Below are 25,812 nucleotides of genomic sequence, written 5' to 3' on the forward strand. Positions count from 1 at the left end.
GAAATAACGAATAATAAATAACAATGCTTAAACTATATGGTGCAACCAGAAGTCGCGCCGCGATCGCGCGATGGTATTTAGAAGAACTGAAAGTTCCCTACGAATTTGTTGAACTGGATATGGCAAATGGGGAACATCGCAAACCACCATTTCTTGCTATTAACCCCATGGGAAAAGTTCCCGCGATTGAAGATAATGGCTTTTCTTTATGGGAGTCGGGAGCAATTCTTTTATATTTAGCCGATCACTACGAACCCGAACCACTAACTCCACAAAAACGGGCAATTCTGAATCAATGGATTTTATTTGCGAATTCAACCCTTAGCATTGGTATTTTTATCGAGAGTAACCGCGATAATGAAATGCCAAAACTCTTTCCCCCCTTAAACGATCATTTAACCCAACACGACTACTTAGTTGATGATCAATTTAGTGCTGCTGATGTTGCTGTCGGGGCTTATTTAGCTTATATGCCCAGAATGTTACAACTGGATTTTTCCGACTATCCTGCTATTGCTAAATATGTGGAAAATCTCTCCCAACGTCCTGCATTTAAAACAGGAATGGGCTTCTAAATCAAGTTTCTGGAGAGTGACCAAATAACAACGAACAAATAACATATGACTAATGACCAATGACCAATGACTAATGACTAATGACCAATGACTAATGACCAATGACCAATGACCAATGACCAATGACTACTCCTTAAGAATTGCTGATTTACCCACCACAGAAAGACCCCGAGAAAGACTCCTACAAATGGGGGCAAAAAACTTAGCAACGGCGGAATTAATTGCAATTTTATTAGGAACAGGACAAGGGGCTGGTAAACTATCAGCAGTTGGTTTAGGGCAGTATATTCTCCAACAATTAGGTTCTGATAAACGAGAACCCCTTGCCGTTTTAAGAGAAATTAGTCCTCAAGAATTAATGCAAATTCCAGGGGTGGGACCAGCAAAAGCAACCACCATTTCTGCTGCGGTGGAACTCGGAAAACGGGCGCATCAAGTTCGTCCCAATGAACGCACAATTATTGATAGTCCTGGCGCTGCTGCTGCTGCACTCAGTCAAGATTTAATGTGGCAAACTCAAGAACGATTTGCCGTTTTATTATTAGATGTTAAAAATCAACTTTTGGGCTTAAAAGTGATCACCATTGGCACCGCAACCGAAACCTTAGCCCACCCCCGAGATATTTTCCGCGAGATTATCCGACAGGGGGCAACCCGGGCAATAATTGCTCATAATCATCCCACGGGAAATGTTGAACCCAGCCCCGAAGATATCACCTTAACCGAACAATTATTACAAGCTGGACAACTGTTAAGTTTGCCCATTGTGGATCATTTAATCTTAGGGGATGGTAACTATCAAAGTTTAAGACAAATTACAAAAATTTGGGATCAGTTTCCGCAAGGAGATTAAAAATGTTAATCGCAAAAATTGCAGTTATTCTTTATGGTCTTCTTTCAATTGTTGGAGGCATAATGGGCTATAAAACGGCTCACAGTAAGGTGTCTTTAGTGTCTGGAGGCATTAGTGGTGTTCTCTTATTAATTGGGGGAATAGCAAGTTTCTTAGGACAAAGTTGGGGCTTAATTCTTGCTACCATCATCACCGCGATCTTGATCCTTGTCTTTCTGATCCGTCTCGTAAAAACTCAAAAATTTATGCCTGCGGGCTTAATGATAATTGGGGGGGTCATTGTCTTAGTCTTAACCCTTCCTCGGGTAGTTGGTTAAAAATTCCTCTCATTCCCGCTATGAAGAGTTTTAACCCTGATTATTACGCTATTTCTTAACCATTCTTAACGAAAATTATCTTCAGTTTAGTTTACGCTAATCTAATTAAGCCCTTTTTTAAGACGTTAACTCTAAAACTGATCTTGTCGTTTACAAAAGCAAAGCAACTTTAATATGAGCGTAGAACTAGCCACAATGTTGAAAGAAGGGACGAAAAAGTCCCACACGATGGCAGAAAATGTCGGCTTTGTCAAGTGTTTCCTGAAAGGAGTTGTGGAAAAAAACTCCTATCGTAATCTCGTCGCGAATCTTTATTTTGTCTATTCTGCGATGGAAGAAGAGATGGCAAAACATACCGAACATCCCATCGTCTCTAAAATTTACTTTCCTGAATTGAATCGCAAAGCAAGTTTAGAGGAAGATTTACAATATTACTTCGGCAGTAACTGGCGAGATACCGTTTCTCCTTCTCCTGCAGGTGAAGCCTATATTCAGCGTATTCGGGAAGTCTCTGCTGAATCCCCAGAATTACTAGTGGCGCACTCCTACACTCGCTACTTAGGTGACTTATCTGGGGGACAAATTCTCAAAGGCATTGCACAACGGGCGATGAACTTAGAAGAAGGCGCAGGAACGTCTTTCTATGAGTTTGATGCGATTTCTGATGAGAAAGCGTTCAAAAACACCTATCGTCAAGCCCTTAACGAGTTACCCATTGATCAAACGACAGCAGATCGCATTGTGGATGAAGCGAATGATGCGTTTGGCTTAAACATGAAGATGTTTAAAGAGTTAGAAGGGAATCTGATTAAAGGGATTGGAATTATGGTCTTTAATACCCTCACTCGTCGCAATCGATCGCGCAAAAATAAAAACAAAGAATTTGCAACAGCCGAATCGACAAACTAAGTTGGTTTCTCTGGTTGCGTGAATTCCGAATTTAAAGACAACCCAGTTGGTAGGGTGACAAGCGTTATCTTACGGACTGGTTGTTTGCTTGATCAAAACTGGAATCGGGTTTTACCAGATGGGATCATCAATGAGGTTAATCACAAATTTTTCCTCTTCGGGAATGGCACTAATACAAGCACAAAAGGGGGTGCCATCTTCTAATTCCACTTCGCAAGCATGACAAGACCCCATCATGCAGCCAGTGGGAATAAAAAGACCCGCCCGTTCCGCAACCTCTAACACGGGTTCACCGGGTTCGGCTTCAATCATCACATCATCGGGAAGAAAATGAACCTGTACACTCATTTTAATAAGGGGTTAAATCCAAATGGTTTTCTATTATATCGGTTACTGCGTCGAGAACTTCTTCACGTTGTTGGCGATGGTGAGGAACATTAGTTTCAAGGGGAAAAAGTCCTTTTTTCTGCCGTAACTGGTTCAGCCATTGTCTGCGCCATGTCCCATTTTCAAACAGTCCATGTAAATAACATCCCCAAACGGATTGATCAGAATTAACATAGCCTAATTCTGCATCCTCAAATAAGGGCGTTAAGGTCTCTGACTGGGTTGTGAAAGCAGTTCGTCCTTGATGAATCTCATATCCCGTAATAGGACTCTCACTTTCTGGAAAAATACTTTTAACGGTGCGCTGGCGAGTCATTTTTTCAGAAGTAATCGTTGTTTTAAGGGGGAATAACCCTAAACCGTTATAGTTTCCCGCTTCTCCTTCTAAGCCATCGGGGTCACTTAAGGTTTCTCCCAAGATTTGAAAGCCACCACAGATTCCAAAAATAACTCCTCCGTTTTTCGCGTAGGCTTGTAGCGCCGATGCCATTCCCGTCGTTTGTAAGGCTTGTAAGTCAGCAATCGTGGTTTTAGAACCGGGGAGGATTACGGCATCAGGATTTCCCAGTGTATCTTGTGGGCGAACATAGCGCATATTAACACTGGTTTCGGCTTCTAAAGGGTCAAAGTCAGTAAAATTGGAAATCTTAGAGAGATGAATCACCGCGATCGTTAAATCGGTGTTGCGTTTGCGTCCCCGTCTTTCTAATAAATCTAAGGAGTCTTCGGCGGGAAAGACTTGTTGCAAGTAGGGAATTACCCCGACCACAGGAATCCCTGTATAGTTTTCTACCCAGTCAATACCAGGCTGTAAGATTGATTCTTGTCCGCGAAATTTATTAATGAGAATCCCTTTCACAAGATGGTGTCCCGCGTTGGCGTGTTTTAAGATTTTTAATGTGCCTATGATATGAGCGAAAGAGCCTCCCCGTTCAATATCCACAACCAGTAAAGTATCCGCGTTGAGATACTCTGCAACCCGCATATTGGTTAAGTCACGGTGCATGAGGTTAATCTCAGCAGGACTTCCCGCCCCTTCACAGACAATATAATCATACTTTTGCTGAAGTTTTCCTAATGCAGTTTTAATCGCTTCCCAACCGCGATCAAAGTATTGTTCATAATATTGTTGGGCTTGAGTTCGTCCCACCGCTTTCCCATTCAGGATCACTTGCGAAGTCATATCGCCTTGGGGTTTCAGGAGAATGGGATTCATTTCAACAGTGGGTTCAACTCCCGCAGCCCAGGCTTGTACCGCTTGTGCGTAACCGATTTCGTCTCCTGCATCGGTAACATAAGCATTGAGAGCCATATTTTGCCCCTTAAAAGGACTCACTCGCCAACCGCGACGGCTCAACATCCGACAAATGGCAGCACAAAGTAGAGATTTTCCAGCGTGAGAGGTTGCACCCACAACCATTAAGGCTTGTGTCATAAAACTTAAAACGGCGAACGAAACCAGCGAATTAGAAAGTTTTGAATTTTTTCTAACCAAGAAGGAGAAGGAATCTTAGCGTCTTCTTGTTCCCATTTTGCAACAATTTGCCGTCCTAAGGGGGTGAGGCGAAAGCTATCGGTAATTCCTTGTCCATCGACTTCACGCCGTAATAAGCCCACTTGAATCAGCCAAGCGAGTTCATTTTCTGCTTTTAATTCTGAGAGGACAGCAGTGCTATATTGATTTTCGATTCCCGCTTGATTGGCAATTTGTCCTAGGGGAACGCTGCGATCGCGCAGAGCTTGAAACAGCTTTAAACGAAAAGGAGCACACTTGAGGGCCCGTTGGGCGCGTTGAATGGTTCGTTGCGGATACTCAATCAGGGATAGTTTAGGCTGGGGTGTTGTGGTCATTCTGCACTCGATTGTTTTCAGAGGAGGATTTGGCTTGTGCTTCTGATGCTGTTTCCATTCTACTGGCTTCCACTCCTGCGGCGATCGCGCTTTTGAGACGAGTTAATGTTCCATCCCAGTTCTGTAACGTACTTTCTGAGAAACGATTGGCTTGCCACTGTACACTGCTGGACACATCTTCTGCCATTTCTGGGAGGGCTTCGGCTGATTTTTTTAAGGTCTGTCTGGTTTCTCGTCCCGAACGAGGCGCAACTAAAAGCCCCACCACGGCTCCCACCGCACTCCCGAGAGCGATTCCGCCGATAAATGCACTAATTCCACGTTTGGACATAACTGCAAGCTCCCAAAGTTGCCTCTAGCCAACAGTCTGACATTTTTATTCCCTGACTGGGCGCGATCGCGCATCAACTTAACAAAACTTAAAAATTCTTTAAGGAAGGGTGGAAAATTAAGAAATGTTAGATTATGATGGTTTTAGTAAAGAAAAGTAAACTTTTCTGACACTTATGCTCAAAGTTTGCTTACGAGCAAGCTAGTAATCATAAATAGCAAACCAATATCCATAGCCAATTGGAGTATTAAATATGACCATTGCAGTAGGACGCGCCCAACAACAAAGAGGAGTCTTCGACCTCGTCGATGACTGGCTCAAGCGCGACAGATTTGTCTTTATCGGCTGGTCTGGTTTACTGCTGTTCCCCTGCGCTTACATGGCAATCGGGGGATGGCTCACCGGAACCACCTTTGTCACCTCCTGGTACACTCACGGTTTAGCAAGCTCTTATCTGGAAGGCTGCAACTTCTTAACCGTTGCCGTTTCCACCCCCGCAGACGCTTTCGGACACTCCCTGCTCTTCTTATGGGGACCAGAAGCGAACTGGGACTTTGTACGCTGGTGTCAAATCGGCGGACTCTGGAGTTTCGTCGCCCTCCACGGTGCATTTGGACTGATTGGCTTCATGCTGCGTCAGTTTGAAATTGCCCGTTTGGTCGGTGTACGTCCTTACAACGCGATCGCGTTCTCCGGTCCGATTGCTGTATTTGTCAGCGTCTTCTTAATGTATCCTTTAGGACAGTCAAGCTGGTTCTTTGCGCCCAGTTTTGGTGTCGCAGGAATCTTCCGCTTCATTCTGTTCTTCCAAGGATTCCACAACTGGACTCTCAATCCCTTCCACATGATGGGGGTTGCTGGAATCTTAGGCGGTGCATTACTCTGTGCGATTCATGGCGCAACCGTCGAAAACACCCTGTTTGATGAAGGGGGCGACAGCAACAACACCTTCCGCGCCTTTGAACCCACTCAGGCGGAAGAAACCTACTCCATGGTGACCGCAAACCGGTTCTGGAGTCAGATCTTCGGGATTGCGTTCTCTAACAAACGCTGGTTACACTTCTTCATGCTGTTTGTTCCAGTAACAGGACTGTGGATGTCCGCAGTTGGAGTTGTGGGCTTAGGTCTCAACCTGCGTGCGTATGACTTTGTGTCTCAAGAGATTCGCGCAGCAGAAGATCCTGAGTTTGAAACCTTCTATACGAAAAACATCTTATTAAACGAAGGTCTCCGCGCCTGGATGGCCCCGGATGACCAACCCCACGAACAGTTTGAATTCCCTGAAGAAGTCTTACCTCGCGGTAACGCTCTCTAAAATTCTAAACCAATGATGCGTTGAGCCTCCCAGTTGGGGGGCTTTTTTTATGGTATTTTTTGATTTTAGTCGGTTGAGAGACAAAACCAGTCGGTGGATGTTATTTGTTCTTGGTTATTAGTTATTTGGAATGACATCAGTTTTCCAAGACAGCTACATATACAGAAAACAATTACCAGCAAAAATCTTAATATTTGTTTAAAATTGAGCAGAGGACAACAAATTAGGGTATAGCTGTGGCAGTTATTTGGTTATTAGGGGCAAGTTGTATTGGTTGGTTTATTAGCAGTTTAGCGGGGGGTGGTAGCCCGTTAATTTTAATTCCCACCTTAAGTCTATTTCTCTCTGCAAGTGCGATTCCGCAAGTGATTACCATCGGAATGCTGTTTGGGAATGGGCAACGCGTGGGACTGTATTGGCAAGGGATTGACTTGCATCTCACCCGTTGGTATCTCCCTGGCGCGATTACAGGCGCGATCGCGGGAGCATTTTTATTTACCCAACTGCAACTAGAATGGCTCACGATATTATTAGGTTTATTTTTAATTCTTTCGATTCTCACCTACCGACTAGCGGAAAACTTACCGCTTTTTCAAGTCAAAGCATGGTATTTTTTACCCGCAGGTTTTATTTATGCGTTTCTTTCCGGATTAATTGGCAGTACCGGCCCCTTACTCAATCCGTTTTACTTGCATTACGGTTTAGAAAGAGGGGAAATGATTGGGACAAAATCCGCTCATGTTTTAGTAGTCCATCTGGTTAAGATTATCGCTTATAGTGCCTTTGGTGTGATCTCTTTACCGATTGTTGCTTACGGTTTATTAATTGGCATTGGCGCATTTCCAGGCAATTGGTTAGGACAAAAAGTGTTAGACCGAATGGAAGATCAGCAATTCCGTCAAATCGCGATCGCGTTTGTTTTGATTAGTGGCATCATGTTAGTTTGGGATCAAAGACAAATCTTTAGTTTTATTTAATATAGCACTTCCAAATCTCATGAGGTACATTCTAAATTTTGGTTCTTTGTTCTTTGTTCTTCGTTCTTTGTTGGTTGTTAATCAATGAACCGCGAACCATGAACCATGAACATCCACCGACTCGCTTTGTACCTCAACCAACTAGGAAACGCTATATTTAATAGTTTAGGTTAATAAATAATGTTATCAAAAATAGCTGTCAATTTAGAAAAAAACTCTTATCAAATCGCGATCGCGCCGAATCTTTTAAGTAAAATTGGAGAGTATTTAAAACGCCTCGATATTGGCAATAAAATCGTTGTGGTTTCTAACTCAATGATTTTCGATGAATATGGAAACCAACTGATTGAGGCTTTAAAGTCGGCTGGTTTTTCGGTTTCTTATCATATTGTTCCTGCGGGAGAACGTCACAAAACCTTGCTTTCCGTGCAGAAAATTTATGATACCGCTTTAGAAAACTATTTAGAACGTTCCTCCACTTTTATTGCGTTAGGGGGAGGCGTTATTGGCGATATGACGGGGTTTGCTGCTGCCACCTGGTTAAGAGGCATTAATGTTATTCAAGTTCCTACATCTTTATTAGCGATGGTTGATGCAGCGATCGGTGGGAAAACAGGAGTCAATCATCCCCAAGGAAAAAACTTAATTGGGGCATTTCATCAACCGAAATTTGTATTAATTGATCCAGATGTTTTAAAAACCCTTCCTTCCCGAGAATTTCGCGCGGGAATGGCAGAAGTGATTAAATATGGCGTAATTTGGGATCAAGATTTATTCCAACAATTGGAAGCAGCAGAACGCCTTGATGAACTAGATTATTTAAGTCTAGAATTACTGCAAACGATTCTTACCCATTCCTGTCAAGCAAAAGCCGATGTCGTCAGTCAAGATGAAAAAGAAGGGGGAATTCGTGCCATATTAAACTACGGTCATACCGTGGGTCATGCCATTGAAAGTTTAACTGGATATCGTTTAGTGAATCATGGCGAAGCCGTTGCCATTGGTATGGTTGTTGCGGGAAAAATTGCAGTCAAAATGGGCTATTGGTCAGAGGAAGAAAGTCAGCGTCAAGACGAATTAATTACCAAAGCAGGACTCCCGAAAACAGTTCCCCATATGCTGGCAATTGAAGATATTTTAGAAACCTTGAAAAGCGATAAAAAAGTTAAAGCAGGGAAAGTTCGCTTTGTGTTACCAGAAAGTATTGGAAAAATAACCATTACTGATCAAGTTCCACCAGAAATTGTGGGTGAAGTAGTGAAGGAATGTCAAGAGAAGGGTTAAATTGAAAATAACGAATGACTAATGACCAAAGAACATTGATCCGTCATGATTGACAGCAAATAATTAAGACTCGATAATTTAATCGTATCTCAAGCGAGTGATTAAAATTAACCGTGCAGAAATTACTCCAAGTTGCGGAAATTATTCAGACTCTAAATCGTTGGATCGGGAAATTCGCTTACTGGCTAGTCCTAATCATGGTCGCCGTGGGCGGATGGAATGTTGTAGGACGCTATGTGGGAAAATGGATCGGTCAACCGCTTACGTCTAATGCCTTGATTGAGATTCAATGGTATTTATTTGATCTGGTTTTTCTGTTAGGCGCTGCTTATACCCTCCAGAAAAACGGTCATGTGCGCGTAGATATTATCTATAAAAACTTTGGAGAAAAAGGACGCGCGATCGCGAATTTAATCGGAACTCTTTTATTTTTAATTCCGTTTTCCTTAATGGTGATTTATTTTTCTTGGGGAACCATTGTTAACTCTTGGCAAATCTTAGAAATGTCTCCCGATCCAGGCGGTTTACCCCGTTATCCGATAAAATCAATGATTATTGTTAGTTTTGCCTTGCTGCTTTTACAAGGTTTTGCTGATACGATTAATAATCTCGCCATCATCATGAACCTGACACAACCCCAAGAAAATCATGAATAGTGATTGGTTAGGACTGACAATGTTTGCTGGGGCATTTGCCTTTCTTCTCCTCGGCTACCCCGTTGCTTTTGCCCTTGGCGGTGTTGCGATTTTGTTTGCCCTGATTGGGGTTTCTATGGGCGTTTTTGATCCCGTGTTTCTCTCAGCAATGCCTCAACGGATCTTTGGCATTATGTCCAACTATACACTGTTGGCGATTCCTTACTTTATCTTTCTCGGGTCAATGTTAGAAAAGTCGGGAATCGCGGAAAAGTTGCTAGAAACCATGGGCATTTTGTTCGGACGATTGCGCGGTGGGTTAGCCCTGGCGGTGGTGATTGTGGGAACATTACTGGCTGCTTCCACAGGAGTCGTTGCAGCGACAGTGGTGGCGATGGGCTTAATTTCTCTCCCTGTGATGTTACGCTACGGCTATGATAAGGGTTTAGCAACAGGAGTGATTGCTGCCTCGGGAACATTGGGTCAAATTGTTCCCCCGAGTGTTGTGTTAGTGGTATTGGGGGATCAATTAGGGGTTTCGGTGGGTGATTTGTTTATCGGTTCGTTGATTCCAGGATTATTGATGGCAACCGCCTTTGCACTCCACATTATTATTATTGCTTTAATCAAACCAGAATTTGCCCCAGCGTTACCGCAAGAAGTAAGAAATATTGGGGGAAAAGCCTTAAGGAAACAAGTCTTAGCAGTGATGATTCCCCCATTGCTGTTGATTATTTTAGTTTTAGGGAGTATCTTTTTTGGCATTGCCACCCCAACGGAAGCCGGTGCAGTAGGATGTTTAGGCGCGATCGCGCTGGCTGCCATTAACAGTCAACTCAACTGGGCTGCCCTGAAACAAGTCTGTGAGGCAACCTTACGCATTACCAGCATGGTGATGTTTATTCTGTTGGGATCCACTGCCTTTAGCCTTGTCTTTCGCGGATTAGACGGCGATCGCGTAATGTTTGATCTTCTCTCTAACCTCCCTGGTGAAGAAATCGGCTTTCTCGTCACCAGCTTACTCACTGTTTTTATCCTCGGCTTTTTTATTGACTTTTTTGAAATCGCTTTTATTGTTATCCCCATCCTGCTTCCTGTCGCAGAAGCCCTTAATATTGATTTGGTTTGGTTTGGGGTTGTCTTTGGGGCAAATCTACAAACATCTTTTCTCACTCCTCCCTTTGGTTTTGCCCTCTTTTACCTACGAGGGGTTGCGCCACCAGAAATTAAAACTCAAGATATTTATCGGGGAGTCATTCCCTTTATTATTATTCAAATTCTCGTATTAATTTTAATCATTACTTTTCCACAGTTGGTCAATATTCTGCTGGGCGTTAAAAATTAAGCTCATCTTTGACCCTAGACCCGTCAATTAAAAATTGACAGCAACTAGCGATTAGCGCGACTATACCAACGCATAATAACTTTTCCTAAACGATGGGGATCATGACGAACATGACCGTGAATCGTATCTTCAAACATAATGTTAGCTAAGACTAAACGACGGTTAAAACGGGCAATTTCTTCTCGATCCACATACACAGGATGAGAATTTTCTGCAGCGTAACGTTGTAAACTTTCTGGACTAGGGGAACGACTATGGGCTAAAACTGCATTAAATAAAGGAGCGTGTGAAACTTGGTCTAACGCTTGAATATGGTCAGAGACGGTATAACCATCTGTTTCTCCAGGTTGGGTCATAATATTACAAATATACAGACGAGGAACACGACTGTTTAAAAGAGCATCCCGAATTTCTGGAACGAGTAAATTGGGAATAATGCTTGTATAAAGACTACCTGGTCCGATGAGAATCAGATCGGCTTCTTCGAGTGCGGTCACTGCTGCAGGAAGGGCGGGTGGATTTTCAGGATGACAGCCAAGATGGATAATTTTTCCCCCTGCTTCTGAAATATGAGATTCCCCTTCAATAATGCGCCCATCTTCCATTTCCGCCCATAAATTAACATCAGAAAGGGTTGCAGGGAGGACACGCCCTCTTACTGCTAAAACTTTAGAACTCGCCGCGATCGCTGCTTCTAAATCCCCTGTAATATTATTCATAGCAGAGAGAAATAAATTACCAAAGCTATGTCCGCTTAAGCCTTCTCCTGTGTTAAAGCGATATTGAAATAATTCGGTTAATAACTTCTCTTCGTCTGCTAATGCAGCCAGACAGTTGCGAATATCCCCAGGGGGTAACATTCCCTGTTCCCGCCTCAATCTTCCCGAAGACCCCCCATCATCGGCAACGGTAACAATTGCGGTAATATTAGCACTATAGGCTTTAATCCCTCGTAATAGGGTGGAAAGTCCTGTTCCTCCGCCAATGGCTACAATTTTCGGTCCTTTAACCAGTCGGCGGTGCGTGGTGAGAACATCAATTAATTCTTTATCTTGATCGGGGTTTAAAACTTCGGTAATCGAACCAACCGTGCGCGATTGTCCCCAGAAAATGAGAAATAAACCGAGGAGAATTGCTAATGGACCTGAAATATAACTGGGTAAAATGTCAGCAATCGCTTCGAGAATCCCCGAGGTAAACTCAATCAGATAAAAAATCGGGGTTAAATTTGCCCAGATCGCCAGTCCCACACTGGTTAACAATACTCCTAAAACACTAATCAATAACCAGCGTTTAATAAAAATCCCAGGCGCTAACCACATAAACCAGCGATTTCGGCGACGGGTTGTAGCATTAGCAACATTTTTCGGTTTGGGATACGGTTTACCTTTTAACTGACGGCGCACTCGTTTGATTAAACCTGTCATAGGCAGTTCCTCATCGGATGTGAAGTCGGGAATCAGTTCCTCTACAGCACACTTTAGCCTATGAAAAACGTTAGATAAAAACAATTTAAATCCGTAATTGCGCTTGTGGCGTGAAACATTGACGATAAATCCCAGTGGTAACCAGAGAAGCCGTTAAAAGATTGGCAAGGGCAAGACTAAACAAGACTAAAATTTGATAAGAGATAGCGTTTAATGGGGTGACTCCGCCCAACAGTTGACCCGTTAGAATGCCAGGTAAGGTGACAATTCCCACTAATGCCATTTGATTTAAGTTGGGTAAAATCCCCGCGCGGATGGCTTGACGACGATACTGCGCGATCGCGCGTTGGGGAGAAGCCCCTAAACACAAATGCGTCTCAATTTCTCCGCGATTGGTTTCAATGGCGTTGACGAATCTTTCTCCCGCGATCGTTCCCCCATTCACTGCATTCCCAATAATAATCCCCGCTAAAGGAATCCAATATTGCGGGTCATACCATGTTGGCGGTTGCACAATCAACAGCATGACATAACCGAGAGTTACCGCAGTGGTCAATAGTAAACTTCCGCCCACCAGCCAGAATAAGTGCGATAGCTTTTTAGAAATTCGATTTTGCGCGATCGTGGTCGCCACAACAACCATCACCAGTAACACGCCAAAAACCCCCCATACGGTTTTTAGAGTAAAAATCAACTCTAGAATATAGCCCACTGCTACTAACTGCAAAAAGGCGCGTCCCGCACTGAGAAACAGTTGTCCTTCTAAGCCTAACTGTTGCCAACGGGAGAGCCCGAGCGCGAGAATAATGAGAACAAGGGTTAGGATTAAATCTAGCGTATCTAGTTCAATTAACATTAAAGAAAATCAAGGTGTAATTTGGCTTATGCTCATTACTATTAGTGAAGATACTTTAACTTTATCATCAGGTGATGCAGTGATTTTCCCTGATCAGACTTGGCAGGATTATGAACACTTACTGAAGCTACGTCAAGACAAAGTAATTCCTAAACTCTCTTTTAATTCAAAAACCCAAGAAATTCGTTTGATGTCTCCTTTACCCAGTCATGGAAAACGCATTGATCTCCTCAGAGATTTAGTAAAAATGCTTTTATATCAAAACGGAAAAGATTGGGAGTGTTTTGACCCGATTACCTTAAAGATACCACCCCAAGCAGGAGTCGAACCTGATACCTGTTTTTATATCCAAAATCGGCAAGCTATCTTAGGAAAAGAAAGAATTAATCTAGCCATTGATCCACCCCCTGATTTAGCAATTGAAGTTGATCTTAGCTCAATTACTGATCTAGGCGCTTATGAGATACTGAAAGTACCTGAATTATGGATTTATCGTCAAGGAGTATTAAAGGTTTATCTCTTAGCAGGAGAAAGTTATCACGAAAGTGCAGTCAGTGGTTTATTTCCTGAAATTGATATTCCGAAAATTTTACCGAAATATGTTGAATTAGGATGGAATGAGGGATCAAGTGTCGCTTTACGTCAGTTTGAAACATCTCTTTAGTTTAGAGTTTGCTGAAAAAAGCGCGATCGCAACTTGCTTTGTAAACCCAAATGCTAACGACGCTGATACTATTTTAGGCTTATTAACACTACTCGCAACAGGTTGTTTTTCTTTTGATTGTAAACTACGCGCATTTATCGGCTCATGTTCAGTTCCATTTTCTGGTTGAATTTTGTAATACTCTACTAGGGTTGTCTCAATAAAATAAGCCTCTTTACTACTTGCAACAGTAAGCAATTTCTGTGGGTAGTTTTATAAATTATGCTCGCAGTGGTAAACCATTTTTTCTATAATCTAAGTTGAGAAAATAAATAGTAATCACTGTGATAAAATAATGAACACTTAAAGCTAACAAAAAGTACGTTGAAGGCAAGATAATAAAAAGAAAGGAAACCCAATAATTCCAACTTAGAATTTGTGGTAAAGCAAAACTAATAATTCCCGAAATTATAAAAATAAAAAACGATACAATTAACCCGAAAAATCCAATCAAGAAAAAGTGATAAAAACTTTCCACCACCTTCCTTTTACTAAATTCTTACTATATGTAAAAGCATTTAGTTTACAGTTCCGCAAACAAATTGACTGCCACAAAAACTAAAGAGAGTTGATAAATAAATTCCAAGAATAATCAATAGTAGAAAACCAATCCCAGTTATAATTGTTAAAATTAAAGTAATAATGATGATAATTAATGTTTTACTCAATGCTTTTTTGAATGCTAGCTTAAGTTGACTCTGATTATTCAGGACTGTCTGTTCTGTAACAATATATGGAATCAAAATTAGTGTTAGTTCTATTAAAGCTGTCAAAAAATATAAAATAAAGAAAATATTATCAATCCAATCACTAAACATGAATTGAGGCAATGAGTCGAGTAATACTAAAATCAATGCTATGAGTGGTCTAATTATTGATAAAACAAAAAAGAGTTTAAGATTTGCCTTAAAAATATTCCATCCAATCTTAAGATTTTGAATAAAGCTAATATCTAAGTCTAGTAATTTATTTTGATAAGCCATATTATATTGACCTTTTTGGGTGAGGCTTTATTAAACTACTAAATTCTAGTATCATATTTATATGATAAAGAGCATATAGATTTAGATGTATAAAACATATAGTAAAATGATCTGAATTGTAAAAAGTGAATCTACTGACTTTGTCCAAGTTGATCGGTCCTCGGGGTGAGATGAGTAATCTCTTGCTCGGCTCAGTAGGATAAGTTATCCTACGATTAGGAGGTAAGAGCCATGAAAACGAAAGTCTCGGCAACCATTGATTCCGAACTGTTAGCGAAACTAGAGCAGCAGACAGGAATGACGCGAAGCCAGCTGTTAGAATCCGCGTTGCGGTACTACCAAAGTTCCCTGATTCAGCAAGAATTAGAGACATTCTACTCCCAGCATGAGGAAACCGCAGATGAACAATATGCTGCGGATGTGGCTCAGATGAATGTGGATGCAGCGGTTTCCGATGACTAAGCCGGTTTTACAAGGAGAAGTCTATCTGTTTAAAGCGGTTTCCAGTAGTGGAGACAGTAAGAAACGCCCTTGGGTGATTGTCTCCGAAAACATCCGCAATCAGTACAGCCGTACCGTGTTAGCAGTTCCCTTTACATCCGATGCGACCAATATTCCCCCGACACGAGTGCGGATTCCGAAAGGAGAAGGCGGATTGGCGGTGGATTCGGTGGCGATGTGCGATCGCATGACAACTTTGAAAAAAACTTTGCTAGAACGGGGTCCCTATGGTGGGATGATTGCTTCTGATTACCTGTCCCAAATTCAGGAGGCGGTGCTGATCGCTTTGGGACGATATTCTTAGAGGATTGGTAAATGTAATGGAAGAGGTGGGGCGGGAAACGGTACAAGCAGATGTGACGGTGGCTCAAAGATATCTTGAGTCTATCGCTTGCTTCTCACGCAGCGATCGCAGCGACCACAATAAAACCCTTTTGCTTGTTCATTAAACCCAAATGCAGACAGTAAAAATTGCCAACGACACTGGCGAGTGGAAAGATACTGTTGCATCTGTTTGGGTTGTTGTAAAAGGTTTGGTGGATTAGATCTTTTTCCTTTTTGCGGTAACAGTCGATAATGAAACGGGTCTAGCCATTCTAATTGGTTTAAACTGTGTAAGAGAGAAAGGGCAATTAAGCCATGAGGAGACATTTGTTCAACAGTGTTGATATTACCTTCTCGGGGAATGTGTTTTGTTAGTTCCCTGGCTTTTTGGTATTGTTGACGCAGTTTTTGGATAAAATAGCGTTCTCGTTGTTTATCTTCCGGATAAAGTAAGCCTGTAGGTTCACTGACTAAGGTTAAAGCCGTGGCGATGTTACCGTCTCTTCCTCCGCGTCCAATTTCTTGGAGGTATTCTGAAAGTAATAAGGGCGGTTGATAGTGAATGACCCACCTTAAGTTTGGCTTATTAATCCCCATCCCAAAGGCGCAAGTGGCGTTAACAAATTGTATCTTTCCCTCTAGCCAGTCTTGTTCAATGTTACGACGTTCAGAAGGGCTTAACCCCGCGTGGTAGGCTGCACTATGATAGCCGAGAGAATTTAACCATTGGCTGAGGGTTTCTGTGGTGGCGCGCGATCGCGCATAAATTAATCCTGATTGTTGTTTACGCGATACAATAAACCCAATCAGCTTTTTCTTCCGTTGCGCTGGCGTACACACCCGCTTCACCTGTAGTCGTAAGTTATTCCGATACGGACTTTGCTGGAAATAAATCGGGTCACGCAGTTGTAAACAGGTTTCAATGGTTTTCTGTGCAATGGGATCAGCGGTCGCCGTAAACGCAGCCACTGCAATTTGACTTCCTTCTGGCTTGGCTTGTAATAAGCGCGATCGCGCCACCCCTAACCGCCGATACGCAGGACGAAAGGTTTCTCCCCACTGCACTAAACAATGGGCTTCATCTAAAATTAAACCATTAATCACTAATTCTGGTGTAATCAGTCTTTCCCAAACGGGGGGACTCAATAACGTTTCTGGGGAAAGATACAATAAGCGTAGTGTTTCTAATTGTTTGAGAATTCGTTGACGCTGGAAACGCGGAATTTCGCTATGTAAGGATGCAGCGGGTAACTGGCGCTGCTGTAACTCTTGGACTTGATTTTCCATTAACGCTACCAACGGCGAGACGACCAAGGTTAAACCCGTTTGTAATAATGCAGGAAGTTGAAAACAGATGGACTTTCCGCCACCTGTCGGTAACACGACTAACGCATCTTTTCCTTGTAGCAAACAATCAACGATTTCCCCTTGTGGCGGACGGAAATCAGAATATCCCCATATTGCTTGCAACTGATCTCGGATTTGCTGGCAGTCCATCAACCGTTAAACTGAGTAAAGAGGAATACAATAAAAAATGTCTATGACTCAGGCTAATCTTACAACTAATTTAAGCGCGATCGATAATGAACTCTCGAAGCGTCATATTAATCTCGATCCAGGTGGCTATTTTATTATCTATGTTGATCGAGAAGCGGGTTTAATTTGTGCCAAACACTACAGAAACTTAGTTGACGAGGAAGGGTTTGCTTTACACCCTGTTACAGGGGAACGCCTCTCAGCAAAATGCAATAATAATGATATGGTGGCAAGTCATATCTACAAAGGGCGCACCGCGAAAGAATTATGTGTCAAACTCTTTGAAGAAGCAGAGCCCTGTCCCGTCACACAATTTAATCATGCTGCTTATTTAGGACGGGAGTTTGTGCGTGCCGAAATCGCACTGATACAGGGCAGTGAATACATTCAAGACTAATCGGTCAACAAGACATAAGCAAAATAGGTTGCCATCGGGATGACAGTGGCAGCGACTAATAAGCCAATCACCCAAACGGTGGAACTTTCCGTGTCAGTATCTTCTGCTTTCGTGAAAGTCCCTTCCACGCGGATATTGTCTTGTTCTTCTGGTGGACCAGGATCTGGTTCACCCGCTAAAACCGCCCCTAAGCGGTTACTCGCGTTCAAAAAAGCCAGATTATACTTATTATCCTCGCGAATGGGAACACCGATTGTATCTTGGACTACACTTGTGGCAATTTCTGGGGGAAGCCGATCTTTGAGTGCTTCACCAACCCGAATCGTGGCATTATTGGTAATGGTATCGAAGACTAATAGGACTTTATCTTGCTTTTCTTCTGCGGTGGGATACCATTGACTAAACAACTCATCCGCAAAACTATCAACGGTTTCCCCGTAGTTTAAGCGTCGAATAACGACTAACTTGACATCAGCGCCCGTGCTATCTTCAATGTCTTGGAGGATTTGATTGAGTTTACTTTCATTAGTCCGACTGACCACCTCCGCTTGATCCACGACCCAAGTTGATGTCTCTTCACTGACATCAGGGATATCGCGAGGACTGGTCGCTGCTTGGACAGGAAGTGCTGTCATCAAAAAGAGAAAACAAGGAATCAGTAAAACCAATAACAGCGTTTGATAATGTTTGAGTTTTGTTGCAGTTTGTTGCAAAAGATGTGACATAACCTTAATTTTTGCAGGTAATAATGGCAATTTATCTCGATGTGATGAGAAGACCCCCATTATACCGTCAGGTTAATGGGGGATGAATCGTCACCCAAACAAATAGAAGTGCGGTAGCACAACCTTAGACAGAAAACTTTAAGCAACGGATAAACTCTCTAAGAATGTCCGTCTTGGTTCTACCTGTCTTTTTAGCATACCTTTCTAAAATCCTCATTTCCGATTCTTCGATTCTAAGATTTAGTTGAGTCTTAGCCATGTTGTAAATAAATATGATATATTTTAATCAGTATAGCCTAGTTAATTATGCTTGCCTCATATCAGTTCAAATTGAAACCAAAACTCTCTCAAGTAGCTGTAATGGAGCAGTGGATCAATATGCTTCGCGCTCATTACAACTTTTGCTTGAGAGACAGAATTGAAAGTTACGAACAAGTTAGATCACCTAAACTAGGTAACTATTCAGATTTAACGACTCAAGGTGAGTGCTGTCCTTTAACTTGCTCGGTTTCTAAAAATTCTAACTTAGGATATCCCTACAAAGCTAATGGGAAGAAACGAAATGCTTACGAGCAACAATCTTCGGAGTTAAGTATTCTTAAAAAAGCTCGTCCTTGGTATGCTGAAATCCACTCCACAATTCTACAACAAAACTTAAAGAGACTAGAAGTAGCTTTTAAGAACTTTTTTTGAAGGGAGAGGATATCCCAAGTTCAAGACCAAGCAAAAGTTTAAGAGTTTTAACTATCCTCCCAACCAAGTCCAAGTCAAGGGAAATAAAATCTACTTACCTAAAATCGGGTGGATGAGATTCTTTCAGTCTCGTCCTTTTCCTGAAGGATTTTCTCTAAGGAGTGTAACTGTAAGAAAAAAGCAGATGGTTGGTATGTTTCCATTGGATTGGAAAACAAAGATGTACCTGAAGGTGCGCTTTCCGATGCGGAACCAAGTTCCGCTCGGGTCGCACCTCAATCTTCTCCAAAAACATTGATGAGATAAATTCAGTAGTGGGAGGAGATTTAGGTTCAAATAAACTATTAGCCTTAAGTAATGGGGAGCAAATAGCGAATCCTCAATTTGAGAAACGATTAGAGCGAACTAAAACCATTAGACAAAGAAGAGCGAGTCGGAAAAAGAGAGGCTCTAAAAAACCAGAAAAAAAGCATATCAGAAGTTGGCTCGGTTAGACCAAAAAATTGTTAATCAAAGAACAGATTACCAATGGAAAGTTGCGCACCAATTAGTAAGATTAGCTGATGTCATTGTTTTAGAAGATTTGAACATTAAAGGGATGATTAAACGATGTCAACCTAAAAAAGATGAGAATGGGAAATATCTTAAAAAACGGTCAATCTGCCAAGAGAGCATTAAATCGCTTAATCCGAGATTGTGCGTGGGGAGAACTTAAAATAAAAATACAGTCGGTAGCTGAAAAGTTTGGCTGTCTTGTGGTTGAAGTTAATCCTAAACATACATCTCAACAATGTTCAGCTTGCGGAAAAATTGACAAGCAAAATCGGAAAGGAGAAAAGTTTGCTTGTATTGAATGTGGTCATGTTCAGGACGCAGACAATCAGGCTGCGATTAATATCGCAAAGAGAGGAATCAAACAATTAAATCTTAGTCTGTCTAAGCTACTGGGGGTTACTCAGAAAGTTACGGCTAACTCTGAAGCAACAGGGGACACCAGAAATGGTGGGGAGACATCAGTTTCGTTAGAGACTGAGCCTAGCAACCCTAAACAACTTTCGTTGTTTGAGTGGATAGGAGATCAGGTAACTGGTTTCCCAGAATCCCCCACAAAGCGCGTAGCTTAGTGGGGGAGTATGTCAAGTTACATCATATAATGAAAGCAGAACGGAGTTAACGAGTTTTACAGGGAATTAATAAACTTTTTTAACGCTTACGCCTGCATCTAAATTTTTATGTCCGTATCTGCGTAAAATATAAACGATTAGTAACTTTTTTCATAGCAGGCTGGTGGAAATCGCAATGATGATGACTGATGGCTTGGCGCGATCGCGCAGTTCATTTTCGTTATCTCAAGAATTCAGTGAGGAGATCCTAATCCTCTTCCTGAAATGCGAAATCCGAATCAGCTACGGAAGAAAAAAGTCACGATGACAAACAACGGGAAAATTTGCCGATGGCGGAAACACAAAATATGCAATACATTCAACCATATAACGACGATGTTTATGTCGGGCATCTCTCGACACCGATTTCTGATTCTGGTTTCACTCGCACTTTTATTAATAATCTTCCCGCCTACCGAGAAGGGATTTCTCCCCTCCTACGCGGTTTAGAAATTGGAATGGCTCACGGCTATTTCCTGGTTGGCCCCTGGACATTACTCGGTCCTTTACGGGATAGCGAAGGCAATGCTTATTTAGGCGGTTTAATTGCAGCGATCGGGTTAATTTTAATTGCAACTGGTGCGCTTTCTGCTTATGGCTTAACCGCTTTCCCCAGCGATGATTCTAAAGCCCAATATTTTGAAGATCGCGCCCCTGAAAACCTAAAAACTCGCCAAGGTTGGAGTCAGTTTACGGGTGGCTTTTTTGTCGGTGCAATGGGTGGCGCGTTTGTTGCCTATTTCCTACTAGAAAACTTCTCGGTTGTTGATAGTATGTTACGAGGAATCGTTAACTAACGATTGCTTAGTTTGTTGCTTTTTGTTGTTGACACAAGGAAAGATTTAATATGACTGGAGAATACGCAGCTTCCTTTTTACCGCTCATTTTAGTTCCTGCTGTTGGCTTATTAATGCCAGCTGTTACGATGGGCTTACTCTTTATTTATATTGAGTCCGATGCTTAGTTTCGGTTAAAACTTTCATGATTCTCTCCTCTTAGACTTGCGAGTTTAGGGGAGAGAATTTTTCATGACATGATCTGATCATCGAGGGCAATCTAAAGCTGAGAGAGTTTCGCTTCATATTCTTCTTGGGTCAAAATCCCGTTATCTCTTGCCTCTTTTAATTTTTGTTTTTTCGAGAGCTTCTCTTGCACTGATGTTTCAACTGATTGCAATTTTGCCTCGTATTCATCTGCATCTAAAATCCCACTCTCAAAAGCAGCTTGCAACTGATTCGTCTTTTCTTCCACTAACAAATCCATTTCCCGTTGATCAATTTTTTCTTCCAATTTTTGCTTCTTGGCTTGGAATTCTTCGCGACTAATAATCTCTTTACTTAATGCTTCTTGTAACTGATCAATTTCGTCTTTCAGTTCCGTAATCGCTTGCGATCGCGCTTGAGAAGAGGCTTGAGTATTAATACTATCGGAAGCAGCACTGGTGGTATAACTCTCACTCACTCGTTTTAAGCTGAGGCTTGTTTGGAGATGATTCATCAAATCTCGTTCTAAAACCAGGGCCCAACTTGCCCCCGCCACACCAGTAAAGACAGTAAAACCGCCCGTAAACATTGCAGTAATCCCAGCACCCGTAATATTTCTCACCCATTTTCCAACGCGAGTGTCAATAATAAATTCGCCCGCAGTAGTCGGCGCGTTTGACCAATAAATATTCACCTTAAACGCTAAATTTGTCCCAAAAACCGTTCTCAGCCAGCTTGTTTTTTGCGCCTGAATTAAATAAACATCTCCGGTTTGCGTCCCTTCGACTTCATATTCCTTATCTTTGAACCACAAAATCACCTGTCGGTAAACTTTATTCAGTGTATCGGGTTCGATGGCAACAAAGTAATGTTTGGTCATAGTTGAATTAGGGCATCACGCCAACACTAGAGCATGAGCTTGAACAGACAAGATTCTTTCGCGATCGGCTCTCTCTAGCTTTAGATTAACATGGCAGCTACAGTGACTCTCTCCAATCTAGGGTAGAGGCTGCTGTGTCTTTTGCTGGCGGAGATGCCAAAGGATACTGACTCCCAAAATGATCACTAAAACGATTCCAGTGACAAAAATGGGTAAAATCTCCCGATGTCGGATCGCGATCGCGCTTAACGCCCAAATCAAAACAGCCGTAAAAGCAACATCCTGATGGACAAGATTAATCACCAGCGCGATCGCGCCAGCAATACTCATCATAATCACCGTCCAGACTTCTGGCGCAATCCCCCAACCATTCCAATCCATTGCTGTCAGGGCAACCGCACCATTAACCACCGTCGCCACACTAATCCAAGCGAAATAAATACTAATCGGAATCTCTAAAAACCAGCGTTCCCGCCGTGAAATGCGTCTTCGATTCACTTCTACATGAGAATACACCCGCATCAGAGATAATAAAATCAGCAACATCACCACAAAAGATTCCACAAACCAGCGCGATTGAAAAACGAAGATCCAAACCATTTGGGCAACACTAGCGGTGACCAGCCAATAGCTAATGCGCTGTAAAACGGGTTTTTCTTGCTGACTGGGAAGGGCTTGATAAATAGCAAAACTAAAAAGCCCTAAATAAATCACTCCCCAAATGGCAAACGCATAACGAGCAGGAGTGATTAAAACGTCTGCAAACAACTGATTAGAAATTTCACCAAGGGTTAAACCACCAATGGGTCTGACATTAGCTAAAACATTCACGCCAAAGGCAGCAACAATCGCGATCATGTTTGACACTTGGCGCACTACATCCTGATTGACTCTCATAGTTCGGATTTTATCTCGATGTGATGAGAAGACCCCCATTATACCGTCAGGTTAATGGGGGATGAATCGTCACCCAAACAAATAGAAGTGCGGTAGCACAACCTTAGACAGAAAACTTTAAGCAACGGATAAACTCTCTAAGAATGTCCGTCTTGGTTCTACCTGTCTTTTTAGCATACCTTTCTAAAATCCTCATTTCCGATTCTTCGATTCTAAGATTTAGTTGAGTCTTAGCCATGTTGTAAATAAATATGATATATTTTAATCAGTATAGCCTAGTTAATTATGCTTGCCTCATATCAGTTCAAATTGAAACCAAAACTCTCTCAAGTAGCTGTAATGGAGCAGTGGATCAATATGCTTCGCGCTCATTACAACTTTTGCTTGAGAGACAGAATTGAAAGTTACGAACAAGTTAGATCACCTAAACTAGGTAACTATTCAGATTTAACGACTCAAGGTGAGTGCTGTCCTTTAACTTGCTCGGTTTCTAAAAATTCTAACTTAGGATATCCCTACAAAGCTAATGGGAAGAAACGAAATGCTTACGAGCAACAATCTTCGGAGTTAAGTATTCTTAAAAAAGCTCGTCCTTGGTATGCTGAAATCCACTCCACAATTCTACAACAAAACTTAAAGAGACTAGAAGTAGCTTTTAAGAACTTTTTTGAAGGGAGAGGATATCCCAAGTTCAAGACCAAGCAAAAGTTTAAGAGTTTTAACTATCCTCCCAACCAAGTCCAAGTCAAGGGAAATAAAATCTACTTACCTAAAATCGGGTGGATGAGATTCTTTCAGTCTCGTCCTTTTCCTGAAGGATTTTCTCTAAGGAGTGTAACTGTAAGAAAAAAAGCAGATGGTTGGTATGTTTCCATTGGATTGGAAAACAAAGATGTACCTGAAGGTGCGCTTTCCGATGCGGAACCAAGTTCCGCTCGGGTCGCACCTCAATCTTCTCCAAAAACAATTGATGAGATAAATTCAGTAGTGGGAGGAGATTTAGGTTCAAATAAACTATTAGCCTTAAGTAATGGGGAGCAAATAGCGAATCCTCAATTTGAGAAACGATTAGAGCGAACTAAAACCATTAGACAAAGAAGAGCGAGTCGGAAAAAGAGAGGCTCTAAAAACCAGAAAAAAGCATATCAGAAGTTGGCTCGGTTAGACCAAAAAATTGTTAATCAAAGAACAGATTACCAATGGAAAGTTGCGCACCAATTAGTAAGATTAGCTGATGTCATTGTTTTAGAAGATTTGAACATTAAAGGGATGATTAAACGATGTCAACCTAAAAAAGATGAGAATGGGAAATATCTTAAAAACGGTCAATCTGCCAAGAGAGCATTAAATCGCTTAATCCGAGATTGTGCGTGGGGAGAACTTAAAATAAAAATACAGTCGGTAGCTGAAAAGTTTGGCTGTCTTGTGGTTGAAGTTAATCCTAAACATACATCTCAACAATGTTCAGCTTGCGGAAAAATTGACAAGCAAAATCGGAAAGGAGAAAAGTTTGCTTGTATTGAATGTGGTCATGTTCAGGACGCAGACAATCAGGCTGCGATTAATATCGCAAAGAGAGGAATCAAACAATTAAATCTTAGTCTGTCTAAGCTACTGGGGGTTACTCAGAAAGTTACGGCTAACTCTGAAGCAACAGGGGACACCAGAAATGGTGGGGAGACATCAGTTTCGTTAGAGACTGAGCCTAGCAACCCTAAACAACTTTCGTTGTTTGAGTGGATAGGAGATCAGGTAACTGGTTTCCCAGAATCCCCCACAAAGCGCGTAGCTTAGTGGGGGAGTATGTCAAGAACAAATATCCAGCCTACTCCTTTAGATATCACAAGGAGTTACAGAAGTCTCCGCACGCACCAACTTGCTTTAGCCGTTGGATATAAGGCGGTGAGTTGAAGGCTTCGATAGCCTGAAAACGAACAAACCCTATCAATGACTTTTTTGATCCTCTACACAGAATCAGTCAGAGAGCCATCCGTTTTTAACGGATGGATGAATGGCAAGCAAGGACTTTAGTCCTCTGTGTCTAGAGATTTAATGTAGTCTCTTAAAATTTCTGCCATAGATAAATTTTTTCTTGTGGCAACTCTTTTTAGAATATCATATTGTGGAAAACCGACAAGCACGGTGTTTCAATCCCTAGGAAGGGATTAGGTTTATTGAAACCATTTAGCATCATAAGCCTGCTTGGTCAGATGATAGTTTCAATCCCTAGGAAGGGATTAGGTTTATTGAAACGAAGGAAATCCTGACCACACCGATCGCGATATCTCTGTTTCAATCCCTAGGAAGGGATTAGGTTTATTGAAACAAGTGAAGAATTTAACTCACTTAAGGAGTCAATGTTTCAATCCCTAGGAAGGGATTAGGTTTATTGAAACTTCTACCAGTTGTGGCTCTTTTTCTTTATAAGCGTTTCAATCCCTAGGAAGGGATTAGGTTTATTGAAACTTCTTATCAAAAATAGAAATACTCTCGCAGTGTATCCAAGTTTCAATCCCTAGGAAGGGATTAGGTTTATTGAAACTAAACGGATACACATACACAGTGGACATCGAGTTCATCGTTTCAATCCCTAGGAAGGGATTAGGTTTATTGAAACTGGTGAGGGTTTATGATCATCCTTATGCCAAGAAAAGTTTCAATCCCTAGGAAGGGATTAGGTTTATTGAAACACTGTTATGGGTGAATCTCGCCGAAAACCAAGACGGAGTTTCAATCCCTAGGAAGGGATTAGGTTTATTGAAACCAATCGTCAAAACAGTGATGGCAGTAATTCGGAAGTTTCAATCCCTAGGAAGGGATTAGGTTTATTGAAACTGGCTATTAATCTCTCTGTAGAACAACGTCAAACGATTCAAGTATTAGTTTCAATCCCTAGGAAGGGATTAGGTTTATTGAAACGATTTTATCCTTTTTTTTGCTATAGTTCCGCTTTTTCGTTTCAATC

32 protein-coding genes and 1 CRISPR repeat array (1 of these 33 running past the window's edge) are annotated in these 25,812 nt (G+C 41.8%); of the genes, 19 read left to right on the forward strand and 13 right to left on the reverse strand.

Going from position 1 to position 25,812, the window contains the following annotated elements:
- Window positions 1-23: 23 nt before the first annotated feature.
- From PCC7418_RS03265 to PCC7418_RS03280, 4 genes are all read left to right on the forward strand, one after another.
- Entirely contained in the window at window positions 24-575 is a 552-nt protein-coding gene (locus PCC7418_RS03265; protein WP_015224748.1) for a glutathione S-transferase family protein, read from the forward strand.
- Between the two features lie 115 nt (window positions 576-690).
- Window positions 691-1,428, forward strand: a complete 738-nt coding sequence (gene radC, locus PCC7418_RS03270; RefSeq protein ID WP_015224749.1) for a DNA repair protein RadC — start codon at window positions 691-693, stop codon at window positions 1,426-1,428.
- A 2-nt stretch (window positions 1,429-1,430) separates the two neighbouring features.
- Entirely contained in the window at window positions 1,431-1,745 is a 315-nt protein-coding gene (locus PCC7418_RS03275; protein WP_015224750.1) for a TMEM14 family protein, read from the forward strand.
- A 174-nt stretch (window positions 1,746-1,919) separates the two neighbouring features.
- Window positions 1,920-2,654: a heme oxygenase (biliverdin-producing) gene (locus PCC7418_RS03280; RefSeq protein WP_015224751.1), complete on the forward strand. Its 735-nt coding sequence runs from the start codon at window positions 1,920-1,922 to the stop codon at window positions 2,652-2,654.
- 111 nt (window positions 2,655-2,765) lie between these two features.
- Here PCC7418_RS03280 and PCC7418_RS03285 read toward each other — a convergent pair whose 3' ends face one another.
- The 4 genes from PCC7418_RS03285 to PCC7418_RS03300 are packed head-to-tail and all read right to left on the reverse strand — an operon-like array spanning window position 2,766 to window position 5,223.
- A complete protein-coding gene (locus PCC7418_RS03285; RefSeq protein WP_015224752.1) occupies window positions 2,766-3,002 on the reverse strand; it encodes a 2Fe-2S iron-sulfur cluster-binding protein in 237 nt (78 codons plus the stop codon).
- Between the two features lies 1 nt (window position 3,003).
- Entirely contained in the window at window positions 3,004-4,476 is a 1,473-nt protein-coding gene (cobQ, locus tag PCC7418_RS03290; protein ID WP_015224753.1) for a cobyric acid synthase CobQ, read from the reverse strand.
- 5 nt (window positions 4,477-4,481) lie between these two features.
- Entirely contained in the window at window positions 4,482-4,892 is a 411-nt protein-coding gene (locus PCC7418_RS03295; RefSeq protein ID WP_015224754.1) for an Npun_F0494 family protein, read from the reverse strand.
- Entirely contained in the window at window positions 4,870-5,223 is a 354-nt protein-coding gene (locus tag PCC7418_RS03300) for a YtxH domain-containing protein (RefSeq protein WP_015224755.1), read from the reverse strand. Before PCC7418_RS03300 ends, PCC7418_RS03295 begins: the two co-directional genes overlap by 23 nt.
- A 253-nt stretch (window positions 5,224-5,476) precedes the next feature.
- Here PCC7418_RS03300 and psbD point away from each other — a divergent pair, with 253 nt between their 5' ends.
- The 5 genes from psbD (at window position 5,477) to PCC7418_RS03325 (ending at window position 10,779) form a co-directional block, all read left to right on the forward strand.
- Window positions 5,477-6,538, forward strand: coding sequence for a photosystem II D2 protein (photosystem q(a) protein) (gene psbD / locus PCC7418_RS03305; protein ID WP_015224756.1), 1,062 nt, complete (start codon window positions 5,477-5,479; stop codon window positions 6,536-6,538).
- A 236-nt stretch (window positions 6,539-6,774) separates the two neighbouring features.
- Window positions 6,775-7,515, forward strand: coding sequence for a sulfite exporter TauE/SafE family protein (locus tag PCC7418_RS03310; RefSeq protein ID WP_015224757.1), 741 nt, complete (start codon window positions 6,775-6,777; stop codon window positions 7,513-7,515).
- A gap of 180 nt (window positions 7,516-7,695) precedes the next feature.
- Window positions 7,696-8,799, forward strand: a complete 1,104-nt coding sequence (aroB, locus tag PCC7418_RS03315; protein WP_015224758.1) for a 3-dehydroquinate synthase — start codon at window positions 7,696-7,698, stop codon at window positions 8,797-8,799.
- A gap of 113 nt (window positions 8,800-8,912) precedes the next feature.
- A complete protein-coding gene (locus PCC7418_RS03320) occupies window positions 8,913-9,455 on the forward strand; it encodes a TRAP transporter small permease subunit (RefSeq protein WP_015224759.1) in 543 nt (180 codons plus the stop codon).
- Complete coding sequence (locus PCC7418_RS03325; protein ID WP_015224760.1) at window positions 9,448-10,779, forward strand: TRAP transporter large permease subunit; 1,332 nt, start codon at window positions 9,448-9,450, stop codon at window positions 10,777-10,779. Before PCC7418_RS03320 ends, PCC7418_RS03325 begins: the two co-directional genes overlap by 8 nt.
- Window positions 10,780-10,823: 44 nt before the next feature.
- On the opposite strand, the gene yvcK is transcribed toward PCC7418_RS03325, so the two are convergent.
- Together yvcK and PCC7418_RS03335 are read right to left on the reverse strand one after the other, a co-directional pair.
- Entirely contained in the window at window positions 10,824-12,206 is a 1,383-nt protein-coding gene (gene yvcK, locus PCC7418_RS03330; RefSeq protein WP_015224761.1) for a gluconeogenesis factor YvcK family protein, read from the reverse strand.
- Window positions 12,207-12,291: 85 nt separating this feature from the next.
- On the reverse strand, window positions 12,292-13,062 hold the full coding sequence (locus PCC7418_RS03335; RefSeq protein ID WP_015224762.1) for an ABC transporter permease: 771 nt from the start codon (window positions 13,060-13,062) through the stop codon (window positions 12,292-12,294).
- 28 nt (window positions 13,063-13,090) lie between these two features.
- Here PCC7418_RS03335 and PCC7418_RS03340 point away from each other — a divergent pair, with 28 nt between their 5' ends.
- On the forward strand, window positions 13,091-13,726 hold the full coding sequence (locus PCC7418_RS03340) for a Uma2 family endonuclease (protein WP_015224763.1): 636 nt from the start codon (window positions 13,091-13,093) through the stop codon (window positions 13,724-13,726).
- 557 nt (window positions 13,727-14,283) lie between these two features.
- On the opposite strand, the gene PCC7418_RS03355 is transcribed toward PCC7418_RS03340, so the two are convergent.
- On the reverse strand, window positions 14,284-14,748 hold the full coding sequence (locus tag PCC7418_RS03355) for a hypothetical protein (protein ID WP_015224765.1): 465 nt from the start codon (window positions 14,746-14,748) through the stop codon (window positions 14,284-14,286).
- 231 nt (window positions 14,749-14,979) lie between these two features.
- Here PCC7418_RS03355 and PCC7418_RS03360 point away from each other — a divergent pair, with 231 nt between their 5' ends.
- Window positions 14,980-15,210, forward strand: coding sequence for a hypothetical protein (locus PCC7418_RS03360; RefSeq protein ID WP_015224766.1), 231 nt, complete (start codon window positions 14,980-14,982; stop codon window positions 15,208-15,210).
- Complete coding sequence (locus PCC7418_RS03365; protein WP_015224767.1) at window positions 15,203-15,553, forward strand: type II toxin-antitoxin system PemK/MazF family toxin; 351 nt, start codon at window positions 15,203-15,205, stop codon at window positions 15,551-15,553. Before PCC7418_RS03360 ends, PCC7418_RS03365 begins: the two co-directional genes overlap by 8 nt.
- An 80-nt stretch (window positions 15,554-15,633) precedes the next feature.
- Here the strand turns inward: PCC7418_RS03365 and PCC7418_RS03370 are convergent, their stop codons facing one another.
- Complete coding sequence (locus PCC7418_RS03370) at window positions 15,634-17,070, reverse strand: ATP-dependent DNA helicase RecQ (protein ID WP_015224768.1); 1,437 nt, start codon at window positions 17,068-17,070, stop codon at window positions 15,634-15,636.
- A gap of 37 nt (window positions 17,071-17,107) precedes the next feature.
- Between PCC7418_RS03370 and PCC7418_RS03375 the strand changes: the two genes are divergently transcribed.
- Window positions 17,108-17,506 carry a DUF4346 domain-containing protein gene (locus PCC7418_RS03375; RefSeq protein WP_015224769.1) on the forward strand — a complete coding sequence of 133 codons (399 nt, stop codon included), beginning with the start codon at window positions 17,108-17,110 and terminating at the stop codon, window positions 17,504-17,506.
- Here PCC7418_RS03375 and psb32 read toward each other — a convergent pair.
- Both psb32 and PCC7418_RS21080 read right to left on the reverse strand, forming a co-directional pair.
- Window positions 17,503-18,231, reverse strand: coding sequence for a photosystem II repair protein Psb32 (gene psb32 / locus PCC7418_RS03380; protein ID WP_015224770.1), 729 nt, complete (start codon window positions 18,229-18,231; stop codon window positions 17,503-17,505). The two genes, PCC7418_RS03375 and psb32, sit on opposite strands and share 4 nt — an antisense overlap.
- A gap of 124 nt (window positions 18,232-18,355) precedes the next feature.
- On the reverse strand, window positions 18,356-18,490 hold the full coding sequence (locus tag PCC7418_RS21080; protein WP_015224771.1) for a ribbon-helix-helix protein, CopG family: 135 nt from the start codon (window positions 18,488-18,490) through the stop codon (window positions 18,356-18,358).
- Between the two features lie 47 nt (window positions 18,491-18,537).
- Here PCC7418_RS21080 and PCC7418_RS20830 point away from each other — a divergent pair, with 47 nt between their 5' ends.
- From PCC7418_RS20830 to PCC7418_RS03395, 5 genes are all read left to right on the forward strand, one after another.
- A complete protein-coding gene (locus PCC7418_RS20830; RefSeq protein ID WP_235620736.1) occupies window positions 18,538-18,924 on the forward strand; it encodes a helix-turn-helix domain-containing protein in 387 nt (128 codons plus the stop codon).
- A gap of 481 nt (window positions 18,925-19,405) precedes the next feature.
- A complete protein-coding gene (locus PCC7418_RS20835) occupies window positions 19,406-19,639 on the forward strand; it encodes a transposase (protein ID WP_235620737.1) in 234 nt (77 codons plus the stop codon).
- The gene (locus tag PCC7418_RS20840; protein ID WP_235620738.1) at window positions 19,557-20,048 is read left to right on the forward strand and encodes a transposase; all 492 of its coding nucleotides are present in this window, start codon (window positions 19,557-19,559) and stop codon (window positions 20,046-20,048) included. Before PCC7418_RS20835 ends, PCC7418_RS20840 begins: the two co-directional genes overlap by 83 nt.
- Before the next feature lie 329 nt (window positions 20,049-20,377).
- On the forward strand, window positions 20,378-20,884 hold the full coding sequence (locus PCC7418_RS03390; protein ID WP_015224772.1) for a photosystem I reaction center protein subunit XI: 507 nt from the start codon (window positions 20,378-20,380) through the stop codon (window positions 20,882-20,884).
- Between the two features lie 50 nt (window positions 20,885-20,934).
- The gene (locus tag PCC7418_RS03395) at window positions 20,935-21,051 is read left to right on the forward strand and encodes a photosystem I reaction center subunit VIII (RefSeq protein WP_015224773.1); all 117 of its coding nucleotides are present in this window, start codon (window positions 20,935-20,937) and stop codon (window positions 21,049-21,051) included.
- Window positions 21,052-21,143: 92 nt separating this feature from the next.
- Here PCC7418_RS03395 and PCC7418_RS03400 read toward each other — a convergent pair whose 3' ends face one another.
- From PCC7418_RS03400 to PCC7418_RS21085, 3 genes are all read right to left on the reverse strand, one after another.
- Window positions 21,144-21,950: an SHOCT domain-containing protein gene (locus PCC7418_RS03400; RefSeq protein WP_015224774.1), complete on the reverse strand. Its 807-nt coding sequence runs from the start codon at window positions 21,948-21,950 to the stop codon at window positions 21,144-21,146.
- A 117-nt stretch (window positions 21,951-22,067) separates the two neighbouring features.
- The gene (locus PCC7418_RS03405; protein WP_015224775.1) at window positions 22,068-22,847 is read right to left on the reverse strand and encodes a tryptophan-rich sensory protein; all 780 of its coding nucleotides are present in this window, start codon (window positions 22,845-22,847) and stop codon (window positions 22,068-22,070) included.
- 103 nt (window positions 22,848-22,950) lie between these two features.
- The gene (locus tag PCC7418_RS21085; RefSeq protein WP_015224771.1) at window positions 22,951-23,085 is read right to left on the reverse strand and encodes a ribbon-helix-helix protein, CopG family; all 135 of its coding nucleotides are present in this window, start codon (window positions 23,083-23,085) and stop codon (window positions 22,951-22,953) included.
- A gap of 47 nt (window positions 23,086-23,132) precedes the next feature.
- On the opposite strand from PCC7418_RS21085, the gene PCC7418_RS03410 reads away from it, so the two are divergent.
- Complete coding sequence (locus tag PCC7418_RS03410) at window positions 23,133-24,641, forward strand: RNA-guided endonuclease TnpB family protein (RefSeq protein WP_015224776.1); 1,509 nt, start codon at window positions 23,133-23,135, stop codon at window positions 24,639-24,641.
- A 350-nt stretch (window positions 24,642-24,991) separates the two neighbouring features.
- Window positions 24,992-25,812: a CRISPR direct-repeat array (repeat unit 37 nt; unit sequence GTTTCAATCCCTAGGAAGGGATTAGGTTTATTGAAAC) (it continues 2,070 nt past the right edge of the window).

Source organism: Halothece sp. PCC 7418 (assembly GCF_000317635.1).
In the GTDB taxonomy this organism is placed as follows: Bacteria; Cyanobacteriota; Cyanobacteriia; order Cyanobacteriales; family Rubidibacteraceae; genus Halothece.